Raw genomic sequence first — 18,944 nt, 5'->3', positions numbered from 1 at the left:
AAATGGAAATCATTGTTGGCACGAATAACCAAGGTAAGTTAAAAGAAATGCAATCAGGACTTAAGGACCCCGCTATTCAACTTGTCTCTTATCGAAAGTATACAACCAGTCAAGAACAACCTGCAGAAACTGGCACTACGTATGCTGAAAATGCTTATCTAAAAGCTCGCTTTTTCCAACAATTAATTGGCCGCCCAGTGTTAGGTGATGATGGCGGCTTAACGTTAACTGCTTTTCCTGATTTATTAGGTATTCATACAAGCCGCTTTTTCCATTCAGCCAATCCGGAAGAACAGAACCGCGAACTGTTGCACTTATTTGAAGGGCAACAGTCGACCCGAGAGTTAACCTTATCAGCCACGTTGGTCTATGTACTCGACGACGACAAACTGTTGCAAACGGAAGCCACTTTGACTGGTGAATTAGTTGAACCGCGCGGTACAGGCGGTTATGGCTTTGATCCGATTATTTATTTACCAGACCGAGGCAAAACCTTAGCGGAGTTGTCCACGAGTGAACGAATGAAGATAAGTCCTAGAATGCGGGCTTTACGAAAGATGATTCAGCAGATAAAGGAGCAATGTGACAATGATTGATTTAAAAAAGAATTACCAAATTATGGGGATTGTCAACACGACCCCCGACTCTTTTTCTGATGGCGGTAGCTACACAACGGTCGACGTGGCCTATCAACATGCGCTTCATCTACTAGAAGCGGGGGCCGATATTTTAGACATTGGCGGCCAATCCACACGTCCTGGCTACGAAGAAGTTTCTCCACAAGTTGAGGCAGACCGAGTATTACCGTTAATTAAAAAAATACGTGAGACTTCTCTAGCGCCGATTTCTGTGGATACCTACTATCCCGAAGTAGCAGAAGCCGCGATCCAAGCTGGCGCCACAATGATTAATGACATCAAAGGATTAGACACTCCGGGGATGGCAGAAGTCCTCGCACAATATCCTGAAGTCCAAGTTGTGATTATGCATTCTAGAAAACGCCAATCGCTTTCTTTAAAAGAAGAGTTGCACCAATTTTATACAGAAAAAATTGAACAATGCCAAAAATATGGGCTTTCCTTAGAAAAAATTTGTTTCGATCCAGGGATTGGCTTTCATAAAACTGTCGCAGAAAACCTTCAACTGTTAAAAGATCCTAACGCCTTTCGCTACCAAGATTATCCGTTACTGTACGGCGTTTCTCGCAAACGAACTATTGGCGCTTTAACGAACGAACCAGAACCAGCCAACCGTGATTTTGGCTCAGCCGCTGCTTCCTTGTATGCAGCACAACAAGGCGTAGAAATTTTACGTGTTCATAATGTCCAAGGCTTAAAACAAACATTTGATGTCTGGCGAGCATTGTCGGAGAAGGAGTAAAGGCGGAGCAATAGACTAACCAGACCGACCATCAAAAAAGATGGTCGGTCTGGTTAGTCTAAAAAATTTTAGTTGGCTGAATCGTTTTATCCCAGTAAACGGTGCGCGATTTTTATTACAAAAGAAAGCGGCTGTTGAATAATCAGGAAAGTAAGCGTATTCTGGGAAGGTACAAATGTGTTATACTACACAAGTAGGAAGTTTATGACGGTGGCAATTTCTCAAAAAAAGGGGGACTGCCAATGTTTTTGCTTGTTTGCTCTTTCCCTAGAAAGGAATAGTAGTGACTGTCTTTGAAGCATTGATGCTTGCGATTGCTTTCGCAACATTAATTGTCAAAATCAGTAATAAAAACGACAAAAAATAAACCCGTCATAACTTTTAGCGAAGATTGACGGGTTTATTAACCAATAAATTAAAGCTACCGTCTTAAACGGTCTACCCGAGAGCGTATGTCTAGTACGCTCTCTTCGTGTTTATTATAGCAAGTTGAAACGGAAAAGTCGAATAGTAAATAAAAAAGAAAGCGTATTCTGGGAAGGTACAAATGTGTTATACTACACAAGTAGGAAGTTTATGACGGTGGCAATTTCTCAAAAAAAGGGGGACTGCCAATGTTTTTGCTTGTTTGCTCTTTCCCTAGAAAGGAATAGAAGTGACTGTCTTTGAAGCATTGATGCTTGCGATTGCTTTCGCAACATTAATTGTCAAAATCAGTAATAAAAACGACAAAAAATAAACCCGTCATAACTTTTAGCGAAGATTGACGGGTTTATTAACCAATAAATTAAAGCTACCGTCTTAAACGGTCTACCCGAGAGCGTATGTCTAGTACGCTCTCTTCGTGTTTATTATAGCAAGTTGAAACGGAAAAGTCGAATAGTAAATCATATATGCGTGTTCAGTTGAAGCCTAATTAAACAGCAAAAGAAAAGTTTTGTAAAAACTTTTGAGCAATTTCGTAAAATGTTTCTTCGTCTAACGTATCTACATATTTTATTCTGCGTTGTGCCTGTTCTGTATAGTCGAGTGAATAGACTTGGAGCGTATTCACTTTACTTACTGCATTATCGGAGGTATGAAGTTTTTCGCTATAAATAGGGACAAGAAAAGGACGTTCCTTATCCAACGAGGTTATTGGACAGACAATAACTAAATTTGTTGAAATATTGTAACTGTCTTTGCTCATTACGAGAGCAGGTCGTCGTTTTCTGATTTCATAACCTTTAGAAGGCGCAAAGTCAATAATAACAATATCTCTTTGAGTTGGTTTATAGCCCATCAACTTCTCCTCCGCTAGGTGAATAATCAATCGCTAATTCAGGAAGATAAAACTCTCCTTCAGCAGTATTTTCAAAAAAATCTTCTACTTTTGGAATCAATGCGATGGAGCCATTATTTTTGCGAAGAATAACAAATTCTTCTCCTTCTTTAACTCCTAAAGTAGCAGGAATTGTTATAACTAATGAGTTTCCTTGTTTTCTTGTTTTTGTTGATGTCATATCTAACACCTCCATTTTTTAATTAGTATAACATGTATTCACTAGGTAATACAAATTAGAGATGGAATGAAGCATCAAAAGTAGTTAAGTTGTATAAGTAACAACATTAATTGTCAAAATCAGTAATAAAAACGACAAAAAATAAACCCGTCATAACCTTTAGCGAAGATTGACGGGTTTATTTATCCACAATTAAAGCTACCGTCTTAAACGGTCTACCCGAGAGCGTATGTCTAGTACGCTCTCTTCGTGTTTATTATACCAAGATATCACCTAAAAAGCTAGCCGCTAAATCCTCAATAGGATCCAGCGGCTTTTTTAATTTTCTCTTGTCAAAATCGTTTGTGTAATTTCATACAATTGTTCTTTCGCTTGGGCCTTTGTTTCAGGAAGTTTGCTGATTTCTTTCAGCGCTTTTTCTGTGTAATGAGTGGCTAATTGTTGGGCCTTTTCTACGCCACCTAGTTCATGGACAAGACGATAAATTTCCTGTGTTTCTTCATCAGTCAAGGCTTCTTTTTTCATTAAAAGTGGCAACAAGACTTCACGATTGGCTTCAAGTGCATAAATCAAGGGCAAAGAATACACGCCTTGACGTACGTCTTCTAAGACGGGTTTGCCGATAGCATCGGCAGTTTGTGTATAGTCCAAAATATCATCAATAATTTGAAAAGCCAGTCCGATATTTTCGCCGATTTCACCACAACGTTTGGCAAAACGTTGGGAGGTGCCACTTTCATAGGCACCGACAAAACAACTTAGCGCAAACAATTCCGCTGTTTTCCCAGAAATGTTTTTTAAATATTGGTCAATCGTTACCTCGAAATTATAGCGATTGTCCATTTGACCAAGCTCACCAGTCAGGACTTTTTCCATACTACGCGAATTTAATTGAATGCTTTTTAATGAAGAAGAATAATCAGATAAGAGCTTGAAACAGCAAACAAAAAGATAATCGCCTGTATACACGGCTGTGCTATTTCCAAAGCGCGAACGCAATGTTGGCAAGCCACGACGCGTATCGGCTTCGTCGACAATATCGTCGTGAACTAACGTGGCGGTATGCAGTAATTCAATGGAAGCCGCTAACGCTGTCGCCTTTTTAGGGTCCCGCTGTTCACCAAAATAAGAGAACAACAGTTGGTAGGCTGGACGTAGCAATTTGCCGCCAGAATGAATCATGTCATGGACAGCAGCTTGAATCTCTTGATTATCGATTTGAACCGCTTGTTCCATCAAGCGAAGAGTAGTTGTTAATTCTTTTGATAACGTAGGATAGGTATTCCACATAGGATGTATATTCATAAGATGACTCCTTTAATTGTGGCGGACAGGTTTTCAATTAGAAAAATTGACTCCACTTATGTTTCGTTGTTTGTTCATAATTCAGTTGGAATTTTCGTAACGTCTGGACATGTTGTAGTAAATAATTAGCGGCAATCCCAATGGCAATCCCCGAAAGTAACCCAAACAGAGATAAAAATGGTAAGTACAGCATCGGCGCCCACGAATGAGCAAAGAAAGAGGTCGTTAGCAACTGACCAACGTTGTGTAAGAAACCACCAACGGCACTAATCCCGATAATGCTGACCCGTTTTGGCCCCAGCTGCTTGACAAGCAACATGCCGAAATAACTTAATAAGGCACCACTGGCACTATAGAAAAAGGTCGAAAGTGTGCCGCCCAGTAATGTCGTTAAAATCAAACGTAAACAGACTAGGAAAAAACTATCACGCTTACGCATGGTGAAAATCGCAATAATGGTAATTAAATTTGCTAGACCGAGCTTTGCCCCAGGAGCAAATGCGAAAGGGTAAGGAATCATATTTTCGATTAAACCAATAATGACCCCTTGGGCAACGAGCATAGCAATATAAATATTCTTGTGTAATTTGCTCATAGTTGTCGTGCTTAATAAATTAAGCTACCGTCTTCACTCCCATCAGAAGCTTCCACGGTGATAAACAAATTGTGGGGTAGACAGGCAATCGGGGTTTCACCAGGTTTTGAAATCCAGCCTCGTCGAACATCCACTAAGTCAGCACAGTTGGCTTCCTTCACGCGGATACGATCACCATCTACTTCAATCAGGTTGTAATCACCGTCTTTTGCTTCGTATTTATATGTATAATGCGGGCCGTCCTTTTTTAAGTCAAAGACTTTGATTACTTTGTTGTCTACTTTCAAGACTGCTTGATACGTAGCCGCTTCTTGACCACGGTTTTGCATGGCAAAAACAACAAGGGGCAGAAAAGAACCAAGAACTAAAATAGCAATAATAATAACGTCCCATGTTTTCAAGCGACTTTTCTTAATGAATTCTTTGATCGTCATTTTCTTCTCTCTCCTTTGGTGTTTTTTTCTTGTCTATCATAACATAATGAACGGAAAAGAAGTATTCTTTTCCAGTTGAGCCACCATATTATATAAAAGAAAATATGTGGGACAAAAGTCATGCTTGACTGCTGTCCCACATACTAAATCCTATGATAGTCAGCTGGAGACATGTGTCTCAGCTTTTGCTCGTAGTTGTCAATCGATTATCGATTGCTTACTTACCGCCGTATCTAGCTTTCGGGGTACCATACCACGCTTTACCAAGTTTGCGTTGAATCCATGGAATTACCCAGCGGTCTAAACCGACAGCACGGCCTGAACCGTTCATCAAAGCAAAAGCGACAAAGATAAACCAGATATTTACCCAATAGAACATGCCAGATAAACAGAAGGCAATTGTTAAACCAATTGTAGCAGCACTTGATAACCAAGTGAATAAACCAGCAATCAATGCTAAAGCAATACATACTTCAACGATTGTCATGAATTTTTGCATGAACAAAGCAACTTCTTGGTTTGGCATCATAAATTTCATTACGCTTTCGAACCATTTAGGCATGTGATCAAACACTTGCATTGGTGTTTCGCCGTAAGCGTAGCTTAAACCAAAGTGCGCTGCTTGTGTTGCCGCATCGGCACCACCGCTTGCCGCCGCATCCGCCGCACCACTTGCAGCAGTTGTTGCTGTTTCAGTTGCTTGAGAAGCACCTGTTGTTACTTGTTCTTGTAACCAAGGGAATGGGAAAACGACTTTATCTGTGAACCAAGAACCGTCACCAAACCAAGTGCTTGGTTTCAAGTAATCGCCGTTGCCGACAATTTTCTTCATTGATTCGACTAACCAAACCATACCATAGAAAACACGTAGCGGAACACTCCACAAGACATTGCCGTAACGAGACGTATGTCCGCGAGCAACAGAACGATCATCTTTAATATGGAAGATTTCGTGCATAATGTATTGGAACATGTAGTAACCAGAACGAATATCAAAGAAGTATTTCAAGTTAACGATATGTTTCATAATGATGGCTAAGAAACCACTCAAATGAATTTTATCGAATAAGTTGGCAACGCCCCATTTCGCGCCGATGGAAACCATGAATCCTTGGTAGTTTCCTTTAAAGGCGTGTTTTTCGCCACCTTTAATATCTGCAACGATGTTGGCAGCCGCAGTATGACCTGTTTGTTCAGCCGCTTGAACGATTTGAGGAGTTGGTGTATTTGGTGTTTCTTCGTAATAAACCAAGTCACCAATGATATAAATGTTTTTGTCTTCGTAGCCTTTAGCTTGCATGTATTCATTCGCAACTAAACGACTACCACGTGCTGCTTCTAAACCAAAGTCAGCGGCATCAGAAGTTGCTTTCACACCAGCTGTCCAGATTAACGTATGCGTTGGCACTTCAGAACCATCTTTTAATTTAATGTGATCTGCTGCAACTTCAACGATTGGTGAGTTCAATAATAATTGAACATTTTTCTTTTCTAGATAACGTTCTGCTTTGGCAGCATCGTTACGAGATAACATGTTTAAGATGGTTGGCATTGCTTCAACAACCATTAATGTAATTTCGTCTGGATCAATTTTGGCATCTTTCGCTAAACGATCTTTCCAATCGATTAATTCGCCGACCATTTCGATCCCAGTAAAACCAGAACCACAGACAACGAATGTTAACATTGCTTTGCGTACTTCAGCATCTGGTTCGATGGCTGCTTTAGCAACGGTTGCTTCAATGTGATGACGAATTTTCACTGCATCATCAAATGACCATAAGGTGAAACCATTTTCTTTCACGCCTGGTGTTCCAAAGTCGTTTGGTTCGCCACCCATACCCAGAATTAACTGGTCAAATGGATAAGAACCTGCTAAAGTTTTCACAACTTTGTTTTCTTTGTCGATCCCAGTAACAGTATCTGTTACCAATTTTACGTTTTTCTTGCGTGAGAACAAACGTTGTAAGTCGTATTGAATTGCTTCTGGTTCAACACGTCCGCCTGCTACTTCATGCAATTCGGTCATCATAGTGTGGTAAGAATGGCGATCAATCAATGTGATTGTTACGTCCGTATCTTTTTTAAATTTCTTTGCTAGAAATTTAGTAGCTGAAACGCCAGCATACCCAGCACCTACAACGACAATATTTTGCTTTGTCATTGACAATCCGCTCCTTAATATTGTAAGTAGTAAAATAGTGATAATGATTAATAAGTACACAATCGACTAACATTATATAAGTATTTCACGAATTTGTCTAATATAAATTTTAATTGTCAACAAATTTACTCCAACGATGAGTTTTTGATGAAAAAAAGACCGAAATGTAAATATTTTTAGGGGATGGTCTTGACAACGTTTTTAAAACCATTATAATGTGTAATGTATCACAAACTTTTTATGTTTGTGAAAATCATGAAAGAAAAGGTGACTATCAATGAAAGTGAATAAATTTGTTAAAGGTTTTGCGGCAATTGCATTATCAAGTTTAGTCTTAGCAGCATGTGGTGCAGACAAGAAAGACAACACAACGAACTCTTCTAGCGCAGCATCTTCAGAAACGAAAAAATCAACTGAATCATCAGCACCAGCGAAAAAAGTTGCCGGTGGCGATTTAAAAGATGGTACGTATAAATTAGAAGAAAAAAATGAAAAAAATGGTTACCGTGCAGTCTTTGAAATGACTGTAAAAGACGGCAAAATCACTGAATCTAAATATGACAACATCAATGCTGACGGCAAATCTAAAACAGAAGACACTAAGTATGAAGAAAGCATGAAAGCAAAATCTGGTGTTGGACCAAAAGAATACATCAAACAATTAAACGATTCTTTTGTTAAAGCACAAAGCGCAAGCGGTGTGGAAGTAGTAACTGGTGCGACTCATTCATCTGAATCATTCCAAAACTACGCACAACAATTAATCCAAGCAGCACAAGCTGGTAACACAGACACAATCGAAATCGACAATGGGGCAGCATTGAAAGATGGTACGTACTCATTGAAAGAAAAAAATGACTCAAACGGCTACCACACAACATTCTCAATGACTGTGAAAGATGGTAAAGTGACTGAATCTAACTACGATAACGTGAACGCTGACGGCAAATCTAAAAAAGATGACACTGAATACGAAAGCAAAATGAAAGACGTTGCTGGCGTTGGACCAAAAGAATATATCGAAACATTAAACAAAGAATTTGTTAAAGCAATGGGCGAAGAAGACGGCTCACCTGCAGGTGTTGAAGTGGTAACTGGTGCAACACACAGCACACATTCATTCATCAACTACGCACAACAATTAGTGAACGCTGCTGAAAAAGGCGACACAACTGAAATCGTTGTTGACAACATCGTAACAAAATAAGTAATAATAAATGAATCGTGAAGTAGTTCCTGAAACGCTTTTCAGCAATTACTTGACACCATTGAGGGGTTGGGAAAAAGTCGGTTGGCTGACTTTCCCGCCCCTTTTTCTTCGCTAGTTCTGTCCATCATTTCACAAATTTTTTCACAGAAATTTGTGAATTTCCAAGAGAAAGACTTTTCATTTTTTCCAAAAAAGGCTACTATGCAAGAGAACTTATTTTTTAATTAAAGAAGGAAAGAAGAGGGAATCCTATGAAAAAGAAACTTCTGCTCATGGTGAGTGTTCTAGCAGTGCTGTTTGTGGCAGTTGCTTGTTCCTCAAAACCAGAAGCGAAAATTAATACAGAACCATACTCTGACCGTCAAACAATGCTTGGTACCTACGTTCAAATTCGCATCTACGATGATGGCAAAGAAGACGTCTTACCGAAAGCCTTTGCCCGTGTCAAAGAACTAGGCGATAAAATCACCGTCAACCAACCAGGTTCAGAAATTGATGAAATCAACCAAGAAGCAGGCGTAAAACCAGTCAAAGTCTCAGATGACCTGTATCCTTTGTTGAAAAAAGCCTATGAATACAGCAAAGACTCCCGCGGCGGCTTCGACATGGCAATTGGCCCAATCACTTCTATGTGGCACATTGGCTTCGATGATGCCCGCAAACCAAGCCAAGTCGAAATTGATCAAGCCTTGAAACTCGTTGATTACACGAAAGTCAAATTCAACGACAAAGAGCAAACCGTTTACCTTGAAGAAAAAGGCATGCAATTGGATTTAGGCGCAATTGCCAAAGGCTTCATCACCGACGAGGTCGTGAAAGTCCTCAAAGACAACGGTGTCACCACCGCTATCGTCGATTTAGGCGGGAATGTTTACGTCTTAGGACACAGCCCACGTGGCAAAGACATGGATTGGACAGTTGGGATTCAAGATCCGAATAAAGCCCGCAACACTGTTTTAGGTCAAGTCAAAGAAAGCAACAAAACCTTAGTCACATCAGGAATTTATGAACGCTACTTAAAAGTCGATGGCAAAACATACCACCATCTCTTCGATCGTGAAACTGGCTATCCGTTTGATAACGACATCGCGGGTGTCACCATTATCACCGACAAATCCATCGATGGTGATGGTCTCTCAACAGCCGTCTTCTCAATGGGCGTCAAAAAAGGACTAGAATATGTCGAAAGTCTGAAAGGAACCGATGCCATTTTCGTCACAAAAGACGACAAAGTCTACATCAGCAAAGATATCGAAGGCAACTTTGAAATCGGCAAAGACTCTGGCTATACGATGGGGAATCGGGCCGATTTGAAATAAGGAGCGACTAAAAATGTCTTTAAATGTGTTTTTAAAAGTAGTGGAAATTCAGACGAAGCTTGCCAGTCTCTTTCCCTTCATTATCGGGGTCTTGTTTTCAATGACCTATTTCGGGGAAGTTCAGTGGGGCAACACGCTGGTTTTCTTCATTGGCATGGTGGTCTTTGATATGGCCACCACCGCCATTAATAATTACATGGACTTCAAAAAAGCCAAATCTGACGTCTATAAATATGAAGAAAATATTATCGGACAATCAGGCGTTTCACCACAACTGGTCCGCAACATGATTTTCGCCATGATTGCCTTCACTGCCGTTGTGGGTGCTTACTTAACGGTTCAAACCGGCTGGCTCTTCCTTGTTTTAGGCGGGATTTGCTGCTTCATCGGTATTTTCTACACGTATGGACCGATTCCGTTATCCCGCATGCCCTTGGGGGAAATTTTCAGTGGCTTCACGATGGGCTTAGGCATCTTCGTCTTAACCGTTTACTTGAACGTCGTCACCAATCCGCCGTTTTACTTAACGGTCGATTTTGCTAGCGGCGCCTTTCGCTTAGACGGCAATCTCTGGGCGGTGCTTGCGATTGTCGTGGCGTCCTTGCCCTTGGTCTGTTCGATTGCTAACATCATGCTCGCCAACAATTTACGGGACTTAGACACGGATATTGAGAACCACCGTTATACATTAGTCTATTATATCGGGCGCCCAGCAGGGATTGTGCTGTTTCAAGTGTTAGCGCTAGCTGGTTATCTGGTGATTTTATTCGGCTTCATTAGTGGTATTTATCAATGGCCTGTGTTAATCACGTTTGCCACTCTGCCAGTCATTTGGAAAAATATTCAAACGTTTAAACAAGAATTGCCGCAGCCGAAAAGTTTCCGTCATTCCATTAAAAACTTAATGGTTTTCAATGGCACCTATGCCTTAGGGCTATTAATTAGTGCGTTGCTTGGCTAGATTCTTAAAAAAGTAGAAGAAAATACGAAAAAAATACTGTTTTTTTTCAAGCGACTTCTTCAAAAGTGTTACACAAAGCTCAAAAAGTTAGTATCAATTACTAACTTTTTGAGCTTTTCTCGTTAAATGGCTAGAAACCTTAAACTTTTGTCGGGGATTTTTGATAAAAATTGACTAAAATCGCCTTTTTTTAGTAACGATTATTAAATAACGGGCGTTGTAAACCGTAGTATAACAAGAACTTTCAAAATTTTCGCAAGAGGTGCGAAAAAAACGTCAATTCCTAAGGGGGGGTTCTTTGTTATTATAGAGGTATGAAAAAAGGTTGTTACACATTCCTTGTATAAAAGGTCAACGAATACAAGTGAATCTAAAGGAGGTTTTTAAATGAAAAAAAAGCGTTATTTAATGATTGTGTGTCTACTATCTTCTCCTAGTTTTTTTATAAATGTTGAAGCGTCTGATGGTGGTTCTAGTTCGGTGGGGATTGAATTTTACCAAAATCCGAGAACACCCGCTCCTAAAGATGCCCCACCGAAAACAGATGCGCCAGCTGCTGATCCCAAGGAACCAGCTGGTCCTCCGCAAGGAGATCAACGAAGTGGTGGTTCGACACAGACCACCACAACTGGCTCGCAGCTCCCTCGTACAGGGAGCAAGAGTCAGGCAAATCTTAGCATTCTCGGCTTAGCCTTAATCGGCTTGGCGGGAATGGTACATAGAAAGAAGGGACGACATGAAGCAAACTAAGTGGCAACGATTAGCAACCATTGGCTTGTGTAGTTCTTTAGTGATTAACGCCTTTTCTGGCGTGACCGCAGTTGCGGAAACAATCACGATTGAAAGTAGTCCGACAGTAGCAAGTAGCGCTAAGGAAGCAACATCAGCAAGTAGCGCAACGCCAGAAAGTACGGAAAGCAGTCAAGAAACGACTGAAACGAGTCGGGAAGAAGTAACACAGGAAACAGAGAAACCAGAAGTAGTGAAAGAAGAAACAGAGAGAGCAAAAAAAGAGTCAGAATCGTCTTCTATTTTACAAAGAGCCGTTGGACAAACATTTATATCTGGAAGAAATATACCTATATTTTTTGTAGATGAATACGGATCATTGTTTGACCCTGAATCAATAAGTCTTACTGCTAATGTATCAACATTATCAGATAATATATCAGGAGGACTTCTAAAAAAAGCAGTACCTGTAAGAAATGAAAATGGGGGTAAGGTACTAGCTGTTCCTTCTTCAGCAACTTATAGTTACGAAACAACTAACTCAAAACCTAGAACAATATATGGAGTTACTGATGTAATGATTACTATTCCTAAAAGATTTGAGAACATCAGTATAGATCCTAGTTCCATCTATACAGGTGGTACAACAAAGTATCCACTTCCTACAGGTTTTATAAATAAAGGCGGAGTTGTGACTAATCAAAGCGAGTCAAATGTAAAAAATGGTTTGGAATTGACCAACCAAAATACGGCTAATCCGCAAGTATATAGAGCAAAGACCGTGAATGGTTTTAATTGGGGAAATGGTGCAAATGCAAGTTATGTATTAGGCTATTTGTATGGTGATATTTATGGATCAACTAGTAACCATGTAAGAAGAGGAACTAATGGTCCAATCTATTATTATTTAACTAATCGCCGAGTTACTGAGTCCTTTAAGAACACTGAAGGTACAGACATTCCTGCACCAACAGGCTTTACCCAAGGGAAACAAACTGTGATTGATAGTGATTCATTCACCTTCAAACAAGCTGGCACCTTGCCAGAGACTTACAAAGCAAGCAACGGCAAAACCTATAAGTTCAAAGGTTGGTACAAAGGCAAAACCAAGCCAAACACCTTGACCACCACCAAAGCGCCAAGCTATGCGGTGACTTATGATGATAATGATGATTTGAATGTGGTGTATGAGGAGATTGAAGCTTTTGATTTCCCAGCGCTGACCTATCAATTCGGGTTCGTGGACGAGTCTGGCAAACGAGTAGATGCTTCAACGATTGATTTGACGTATGACAATTGGCATGGAGAACTGTTATCATCTGTCGATGGTTGGAAAACAACTAGTATTGAAAAAGGGCAAGTCGCACTAACAAAAAATAATTTGAAAGAGATTGTTTATCCTAGCCATTCTTTAGAAATAATGAATGGACGAATTTCACAATATAGTGCCGCTAACTTAACATTCAAAATACCCAAGTATTATGAAAATATAAGTGTTTATAATAAGAATGGTACCTTTGATACAGCGTATCCATTTCCGACTATAAAAGTTAATACTTCTACAACTCCGTTAAGTAGCAGACCTCAATTGTTTCAATTAAAGAAAAGTAATAATCAATCTTTTATCTTTAACCAAACAACGGCAGCTGCACCAGCAGACGTCCAGGTGCCTTATAATTTACGAGAAATCGTTTATGATCCTGCTGACTCAGTTGACAAAGGATTATATCATATGTTAGATAAACCAATTTACTACTATCTAACCAACCGCAAAGTCACCGAAAACTTCGTGGACATCAACGGTACCAAAATCACGCCACCAACAGGCTTTACGCAAGGGAAACAAACAGTAATTAACAGTGATCCATACACCTTTAAACAAAGTGGCACCTTGCCAGACACCTATAAAGCTGGCACAAAAACCTATAAGTTCAAAGGTTGGTACAAAGGCAAAACCAAGCCAAACACCTTGACCACCACCAAAGCGCCAAGCTATGCGGTGACCTATGATGATAATGACGATTTGAACGTTGTGTATGAGGAAGCTACAGAATTTCCAGAGGAAACATACCAATTCGGTTTTGTCAATGAAGCGGGACAGTTGGTGAATCCTGACGATATTAATCTTACGTATGACTATAAGAGTATTGTGTATAGAGGAACTGGGGCAGCAGGCTCTACGGTATCATTTGGCACAATTGCTAATAATCAGAGTGGCGTAAAAGTTGGTAATTTACGGCAAGTGACGTTACCTGCAAAGAATATTGCACAACCTACCGTAGTAGGTTGGAATGGTGAGGCATTCGCAAATTTCTCAATTAAGCTGCCTAAATACTATAAATCGTTGAATCTTTATGATAAAACTGGAAAAATTGATCCTAAGTATCCTCTACCAGTAAAGACAACTGTTTCTTCGGTATCCAATGATACGGTGCAACCTGAAGCAAATGTAATTGCTGAGTTAACCTTGACACAACGAGCAGATGGGAGTTTTACACCAAGAGAAATATATTCAGGTATTGATTCTAGTGTTAGGTACCCACCTTTCTTACGTAGAACAGTTTCTTATTCTAGTTCTGGAAGTATCACTGCCCTATATCAAACAATCAGTGGACCTGTCTATTATCATTTAACCAACCGCAAAGTCACCGAAAACTTTGTGAACACAAGTGGCGCTAAAATCACGCCGCCAACAGGCTTCACGCAAGGGAACCAGATTCCCATGACTAGCAACACCTTCAAGTATACGAGCGCAAAAGCTTTACCAGCTAGTTATTCAGCAGGTGGCAAAACCTACGTCTTTCAAGGCTGGTACAAAGGCAAAACAAAACCGAATACGTTGACAACCAGCACCACGCCAGCGTATAACACAACCTTTGATGACAATGATGATATGACAGCAGTCTACAAAGAAGCAAACATCAGCGCTAACTTAACGATGCGTGGTGCAGTCGATGTCATTGACAATGGCGCAACCATGGAATATTGGGAAGTGCTCTTAAAAAATACTGGAGAAGCACCTTTAACTTCAGTTAAGATTAAACCAACCACTGACTGGGCGGCTGGAATTAGTACGCCCACGGAACTGTTTATTTTAGGTACTGGTCAAAATACGAAAGTTCGACCAATCACGAAAGAGCAGTGGGAAGCAGGTTTTGAGATTCCTTTAGACAGTAGTCTTCCTGTGGGTGGTCAACTAACGATTAATCTCCTAGGAACAAAAGTTACTGGGCAACCAAACCAAGTGCTAAAAGCCGCTGTGGAAGTCACAGGGAACTTCAACAAACTGACTGCCTCAGATACGGTTCGGATTAAAGATTTAGATCAAGAAACAAAGGAACCGACTGGGGAAGGCTTCATCAGTGTTCCAACCTTCAATTTTGGTCAGGTTGGGGTAGCGGGAAGCACGCAACAGCACAGCTTGAAAAAAGCCGCTGATTACTATGGTAACGGCACACGCAATCCCTATCTGCGGATCAAGAAAACCCAACCGAATTGGAGTTTAACGGCGCAGCTGTCACAACCAAAATCAGCGACAGACAGCTTGCCTACAGCGACCCGCTTATTGTTAGGGGCGGCTCCTGTTTCGAGTTTCTCAAATTACAACCAACCTACCGAGTTGAAAAATGCGGTCGGTACTACGAGTACCATTAGTTTGAATGCCAACAACACGGCCACTAGGATTATTGCCAACCAGCAATTCACTGGGAGTAATATTTATCAGTTGGACTTCACCTTCAACAATGTCAAACTTGAAGTGCCAGCCAACCAAGGGGTCAAGGGGCAACAATACCAAGCCGCAATTACGTGGAACTTAGTGACAGGTCCTTAAAATAGTTAAGTTATCATGAGGAAAGCTCAAAATGTTAGTATCAAACACTAACATTTTGAGCTTTTGTTTATGTAAATTAAGGAATTTGGCTGAAAATCAGTAGCAAAATGGCAGATTTTCTTGATTTTTCGCGCATTTTTCTAGTGAAAAAGGACTCTTCTACCTTGGTATAATAGGAATCGTCGGAAAAGTCACTTAGCTGTAGCAAAATTTGAAATTTCAAGGTCACCTTTTTTTGATAGAATGGAGAAAATTAAAAGCTGTACATAAACCAATACATAAAGAAAGAGAATAGCATGAATCAAAATGGTACATAGAAAGAAGGGACGACATGAAGAGAATTAACTGGCAACGCTTAGCAACCATTGGCTTGTGTAGTTCTTTAGTGATTAACGCCTTTTCTGGCGTGACCGCAGTTGCGGAAACAGTCACGAGTGAAAGTAGTCCGACAGTAGCAAGTAGCGCAATGCAAGAAAGTACGGAAAGCAGTCAAGAAACGACTGAAACGAGTCGGGAAGAAGGAACACAGGAAACAGCGAAACAAGCAGAAATACCAGAGGTGAAAACTGAAACAACAGAATCGGTACCAGAAAATAGTAGTGAAAATGACCGACAAACGAGTATTTCGCCACGTTGGGTGCCGAATGATCAAGTGATTTATCCGAGAATGATCTTTGGCTTTACTGATGAAACAGGAAAAGCCTTTGCTGATGAAAACTTAACGTTATCAGGGACGTATACTAAATTTGGATATGAAGACGCAACTAGTTTATGGCGACCATATGCGGTTAATTATCCAATTACTTCTTCTAATGCAGGTAGTGGTCAATATCGAGTAGCTGTCAATGCAACGGTTCCTTTACCATACGATTTTTTCACAAATTTACCAGCAAATTACAGGATGAATATATACGCGGTTGAACAATTAAAGATTGATAACACGCTAAAGTATGTCGACAGTATTGTTGCTGTGCCCAATTCTACACTGAGGATGACCAGATATAGTGCACAACAAACAACTGAGTTACCGCAGTTTGGAAATCATATGACTCCTTTTGTATTACGCACAAGAGATAGCGTGTTTTCTAAAAGCAGTGAAAATGTTTTCTCTCTAAACACGGATGGTAATGAATTTTTAAGAATCCTGAGTGTCGCCCCCATTGGCACTCCAGTAGAACCAGTATTATACGGATTTGATGGCACTGCAACGTACCGAGAAACACTTAATTACGTAGTCACTCGGAAACAAGTCACCGAAAAGTTCGTAGATACTAACGGCGTAGCTATCACGCCGCCAACAGGTTTTACCCAAAACAAGAAAACACCAATGACCAGCAATGCTTTCACCTTCAAACAAGCTGGCACCTTACCAGACACTTACAAAGCAAGCAACGGCAAAACCTACAAATTTAAAGGTTGGTACAAAGGCAAAACCAAGCCAAATACCTTGACCACCACCAAAGCGCCAAGCTATGCGGTGACCTATGATGGGAATGACGATTTGACGGTGGTGTATGAGGAAGAGGCAGTCACAACGTTGTATCCATCATTAGATGTAAACTTTGTAGACGAAAAAGGGGTTGGCTTCACGCCAGCGTTAACTTTTAGCGGCAAATATCGTGTGCAAAGAACGAGTGATAGGCTTTATATAGATTTGTACGATTTAACATCCAAAAGCAAAGGTAGCGGACAATACACACTAAGTCTTAACAATGGTACGATGCCATTATCACCAGAGCTATTGCGAGTTTATGGGAATGACAAACCAATTAATGGTACGAACAGACTTAATTTTTCTCTAGATAAACTAGCGATCAATCAACAATTAAAATATGTCAATAGTATTGAATTAGATACGGTGAAAAGTGTTATGAAAATGTATGGATATAACTATACCAGTGGTAGCGCCACAATTATAGATCCTAATCAAGTGCCAACAGAATATAACCTGAGTGCTGGAAATATCGCCTTATTAGGCTTTGATACAGATGGGGGATATTTTTCCAAGGAAAGTAGTGGAGTATTCAATACATTGATGGGTTATGCGAGTGACGGAGGTAAGCCCCTAATTACCATGAATCTTTTTAGTGGAAATCCAGTAAATGCATCCAAATTAGTCTACACAGTCACCCGTAAACAAGTCACCGAAAACTTCGTGGACACCAACGGCACTAAAATCACGCCGCCAACAGGCTTTACGCAAGGGAACCAGATTCCCATGACGAGCAACACTTTCAAGTATACAGCAACAAGAGCTTTACCAGCTAGTTATTCAGTAGGTGGTAAAACTTACATTTTCCAAGGCTGGTACAAAGGTAAAACGAAGCCTAATACTTTAACAACAAGCACTACGCCAACATACAATACAACTTTTGATGGCAATGACGATATGACGGCAGTCTACAAAGAAGCAAACATCAGCGCTAACTTAACGATGCGTGGTGCAGTCGATGTCATTGACAATGGCGCAACCATGGAATATTGGGAAGTGCTCTTAAAAAATACTGGAGAAGCACCTTTAACTTCAGTTAAGATTAAACCAACCACTGACTGGGCGGCTGGAATTAGTACGCCCACGGAACTGTTTATTTTAGGTACTGGTCAAAATACGAAAGTTCGACCAATCACGAAAGAGCAGTGGGAAGCAGGTTTTGAGATTCCTTTAGATAGTAGTCTTCCTGTTGGCGGCCAACTAACGATTAATCTCCTAGGAACAAAAGTTACTGGACAACCAAACCAAGTGCTAAAAGCCGCTGTGGAAGTCACAGGGAACTTCAGTAAACTGACTGCCTCAGATACGGTCCGGATTAAAGATTTAGATCAAGAAACAAAAGAACCGACTGGGGAAGGCTTCATCAGTGTTCCAACCTTCAATTTTGGTCAAGTTGGGGTAGCGGGAAGCACGCAACAGCACAGCTTGAAAAAAGCCGCTGATTATTATGGCAACGGCACACGCAATCCCTATCTGCGGATCAAGAAAACCCAACCGAATTGGAGCTTAACGGCGCAACTGTCGCAACCGAAATCGGCGACAGACAGCTTGCCGACAACGACCCGCTTGTTGCTAGGAACGGCCGCTGCTGCCAGCTTTACCGATTACAACCAACCAACAGAAACCAAGACGCCGCTTGGCAAGACTGGCACCGTGAATTTAACCGCCGACAATACCGCAACAGCGGTGGTCGCGAACCAACAGTTCACAGGTAGTGACGTTTATCAGTTGGACTTCACGTTTGCTAACATCAAACTAGAAGTGCCCGCCAATCAAGGCATGGTTGGCCAACAATACCAAGCCGCCGTTACGTGGAATTTGGTGACTGGTCCCTAACAACCTTCGGGATTATGTGACGGACTCCTTTTATAAATAGTAAAAATATCATGAGAAAAGCTCAAAATGTTAGTGTTTGATACTAATATTTTGAGCTTTTGTTTATAAAAATTAAAGAATTTGGCTGAGAATCAGTAGCAAAATGGCAGATTCTCTTGATTATCAAGCACTTTTTCGGTGAAAAA

The 18,944-nt window shown here is 40.6% G+C and carries 14 protein-coding genes; 8 read left to right on the top strand and 6 right to left on the bottom strand.

Translation table 11 applies throughout. The features are described 5' to 3' along the window. Positions 1-2 precede the first annotated feature (2 nt). A complete protein-coding gene (locus IGJ46_RS12480) occupies positions 3-596 on the top strand; it encodes a non-canonical purine NTP pyrophosphatase (protein WP_002354736.1) in 594 nt (197 codons plus the stop codon). Continuing rightward, positions 589-1,380 carry a dihydropteroate synthase gene (gene folP, locus IGJ46_RS12475; protein WP_002387594.1) on the top strand — a complete coding sequence of 264 codons (792 nt, stop codon included), beginning with the start codon at positions 589-591 and terminating at the stop codon, positions 1,378-1,380. The genes IGJ46_RS12480 and folP overlap by 8 nt, the downstream gene beginning before the upstream one ends. Before the next feature lie 916 nt (positions 1,381-2,296). Here the strand turns inward: folP and IGJ46_RS12470 are convergent. The 6 genes from IGJ46_RS12470 to IGJ46_RS12445 all read right to left on the bottom strand — a co-directional run bounded on the left by IGJ46_RS12470 (position 2,297) and on the right by IGJ46_RS12445 (position 7,380). Next, complete coding sequence (locus tag IGJ46_RS12470; RefSeq protein WP_002370162.1) at positions 2,297-2,662, bottom strand: type II toxin-antitoxin system PemK/MazF family toxin; 366 nt, start codon at positions 2,660-2,662, stop codon at positions 2,297-2,299. Then, a complete protein-coding gene (gene mazE, locus IGJ46_RS12465; RefSeq protein ID WP_002393680.1) occupies positions 2,652-2,897 on the bottom strand; it encodes a type II toxin-antitoxin system PemI/MazE family antitoxin in 246 nt (81 codons plus the stop codon). The genes IGJ46_RS12470 and mazE overlap by 11 nt, the downstream gene beginning before the upstream one ends. Before the next feature lie 303 nt (positions 2,898-3,200). Further along, complete coding sequence (locus IGJ46_RS12460) at positions 3,201-4,187, bottom strand: polyprenyl synthetase family protein (protein ID WP_002358954.1); 987 nt, start codon at positions 4,185-4,187, stop codon at positions 3,201-3,203. Positions 4,188-4,224: 37 nt separating this feature from the next. After that, positions 4,225-4,782, bottom strand: coding sequence for a Gx transporter family protein (locus tag IGJ46_RS12455; protein WP_002354743.1), 558 nt, complete (start codon positions 4,780-4,782; stop codon positions 4,225-4,227). An 11-nt stretch (positions 4,783-4,793) separates the two neighbouring features. Continuing rightward, the gene (locus IGJ46_RS12450) at positions 4,794-5,216 is read right to left on the bottom strand and encodes a NusG domain II-containing protein (RefSeq protein WP_002354745.1); all 423 of its coding nucleotides are present in this window, start codon (positions 5,214-5,216) and stop codon (positions 4,794-4,796) included. Between the two features lie 217 nt (positions 5,217-5,433). Beyond that, on the bottom strand, positions 5,434-7,380 hold the full coding sequence (locus tag IGJ46_RS12445; protein ID WP_002354747.1) for an NAD(P)/FAD-dependent oxidoreductase: 1,947 nt from the start codon (positions 7,378-7,380) through the stop codon (positions 5,434-5,436). Positions 7,381-7,657: 277 nt separating this feature from the next. Between IGJ46_RS12445 and pplA the strand changes: the two genes are divergently transcribed. The 6 genes from pplA (at position 7,658) to IGJ46_RS12415 (ending at position 18,759) form a co-directional block, all read left to right on the top strand. Further along, entirely contained in the window at positions 7,658-8,587 is a 930-nt protein-coding gene (gene pplA, locus IGJ46_RS12440) for an extracellular electron transfer flavoprotein PplA (protein WP_002394620.1), read from the top strand. 254 nt (positions 8,588-8,841) lie between these two features. After that, positions 8,842-9,909 (top strand): FAD:protein FMN transferase, encoded by a 1,068-nt coding sequence (locus IGJ46_RS12435; RefSeq protein ID WP_218391330.1) that lies wholly within the window; start codon positions 8,842-8,844, stop codon positions 9,907-9,909. Between the two features lie 13 nt (positions 9,910-9,922). Further along, positions 9,923-10,870 (top strand): 1,4-dihydroxy-2-naphthoate polyprenyltransferase, encoded by a 948-nt coding sequence (gene menA / locus IGJ46_RS12430; RefSeq protein ID WP_002358958.1) that lies wholly within the window; start codon positions 9,923-9,925, stop codon positions 10,868-10,870. A 387-nt stretch (positions 10,871-11,257) separates the two neighbouring features. Then, positions 11,258-11,620 carry an LPXTG cell wall anchor domain-containing protein gene (locus tag IGJ46_RS12425; protein ID WP_002370158.1) on the top strand — a complete coding sequence of 121 codons (363 nt, stop codon included), beginning with the start codon at positions 11,258-11,260 and terminating at the stop codon, positions 11,618-11,620. Then, positions 11,607-15,431, top strand: coding sequence for a WxL domain-containing protein (locus tag IGJ46_RS12420; protein WP_218391329.1), 3,825 nt, complete (start codon positions 11,607-11,609; stop codon positions 15,429-15,431). Before IGJ46_RS12425 ends, IGJ46_RS12420 begins: the two co-directional genes overlap by 14 nt. A gap of 331 nt (positions 15,432-15,762) precedes the next feature. Continuing rightward, positions 15,763-18,759, top strand: a complete 2,997-nt coding sequence (locus IGJ46_RS12415; RefSeq protein ID WP_218391328.1) for a WxL domain-containing protein — start codon at positions 15,763-15,765, stop codon at positions 18,757-18,759. The last annotated feature ends 185 nt before the right edge of the window (positions 18,760-18,944 follow it).

The organism is Enterococcus sp. AZ120, assembly GCF_050546165.1.
Taxonomy (GTDB): domain Bacteria; phylum Bacillota; class Bacilli; order Lactobacillales; family Enterococcaceae; genus Enterococcus; species Enterococcus faecalis.
Note: the sequence above shows the minus strand (reverse complement) of the source record. Positions and strands in the feature narration are given on the sequence as shown.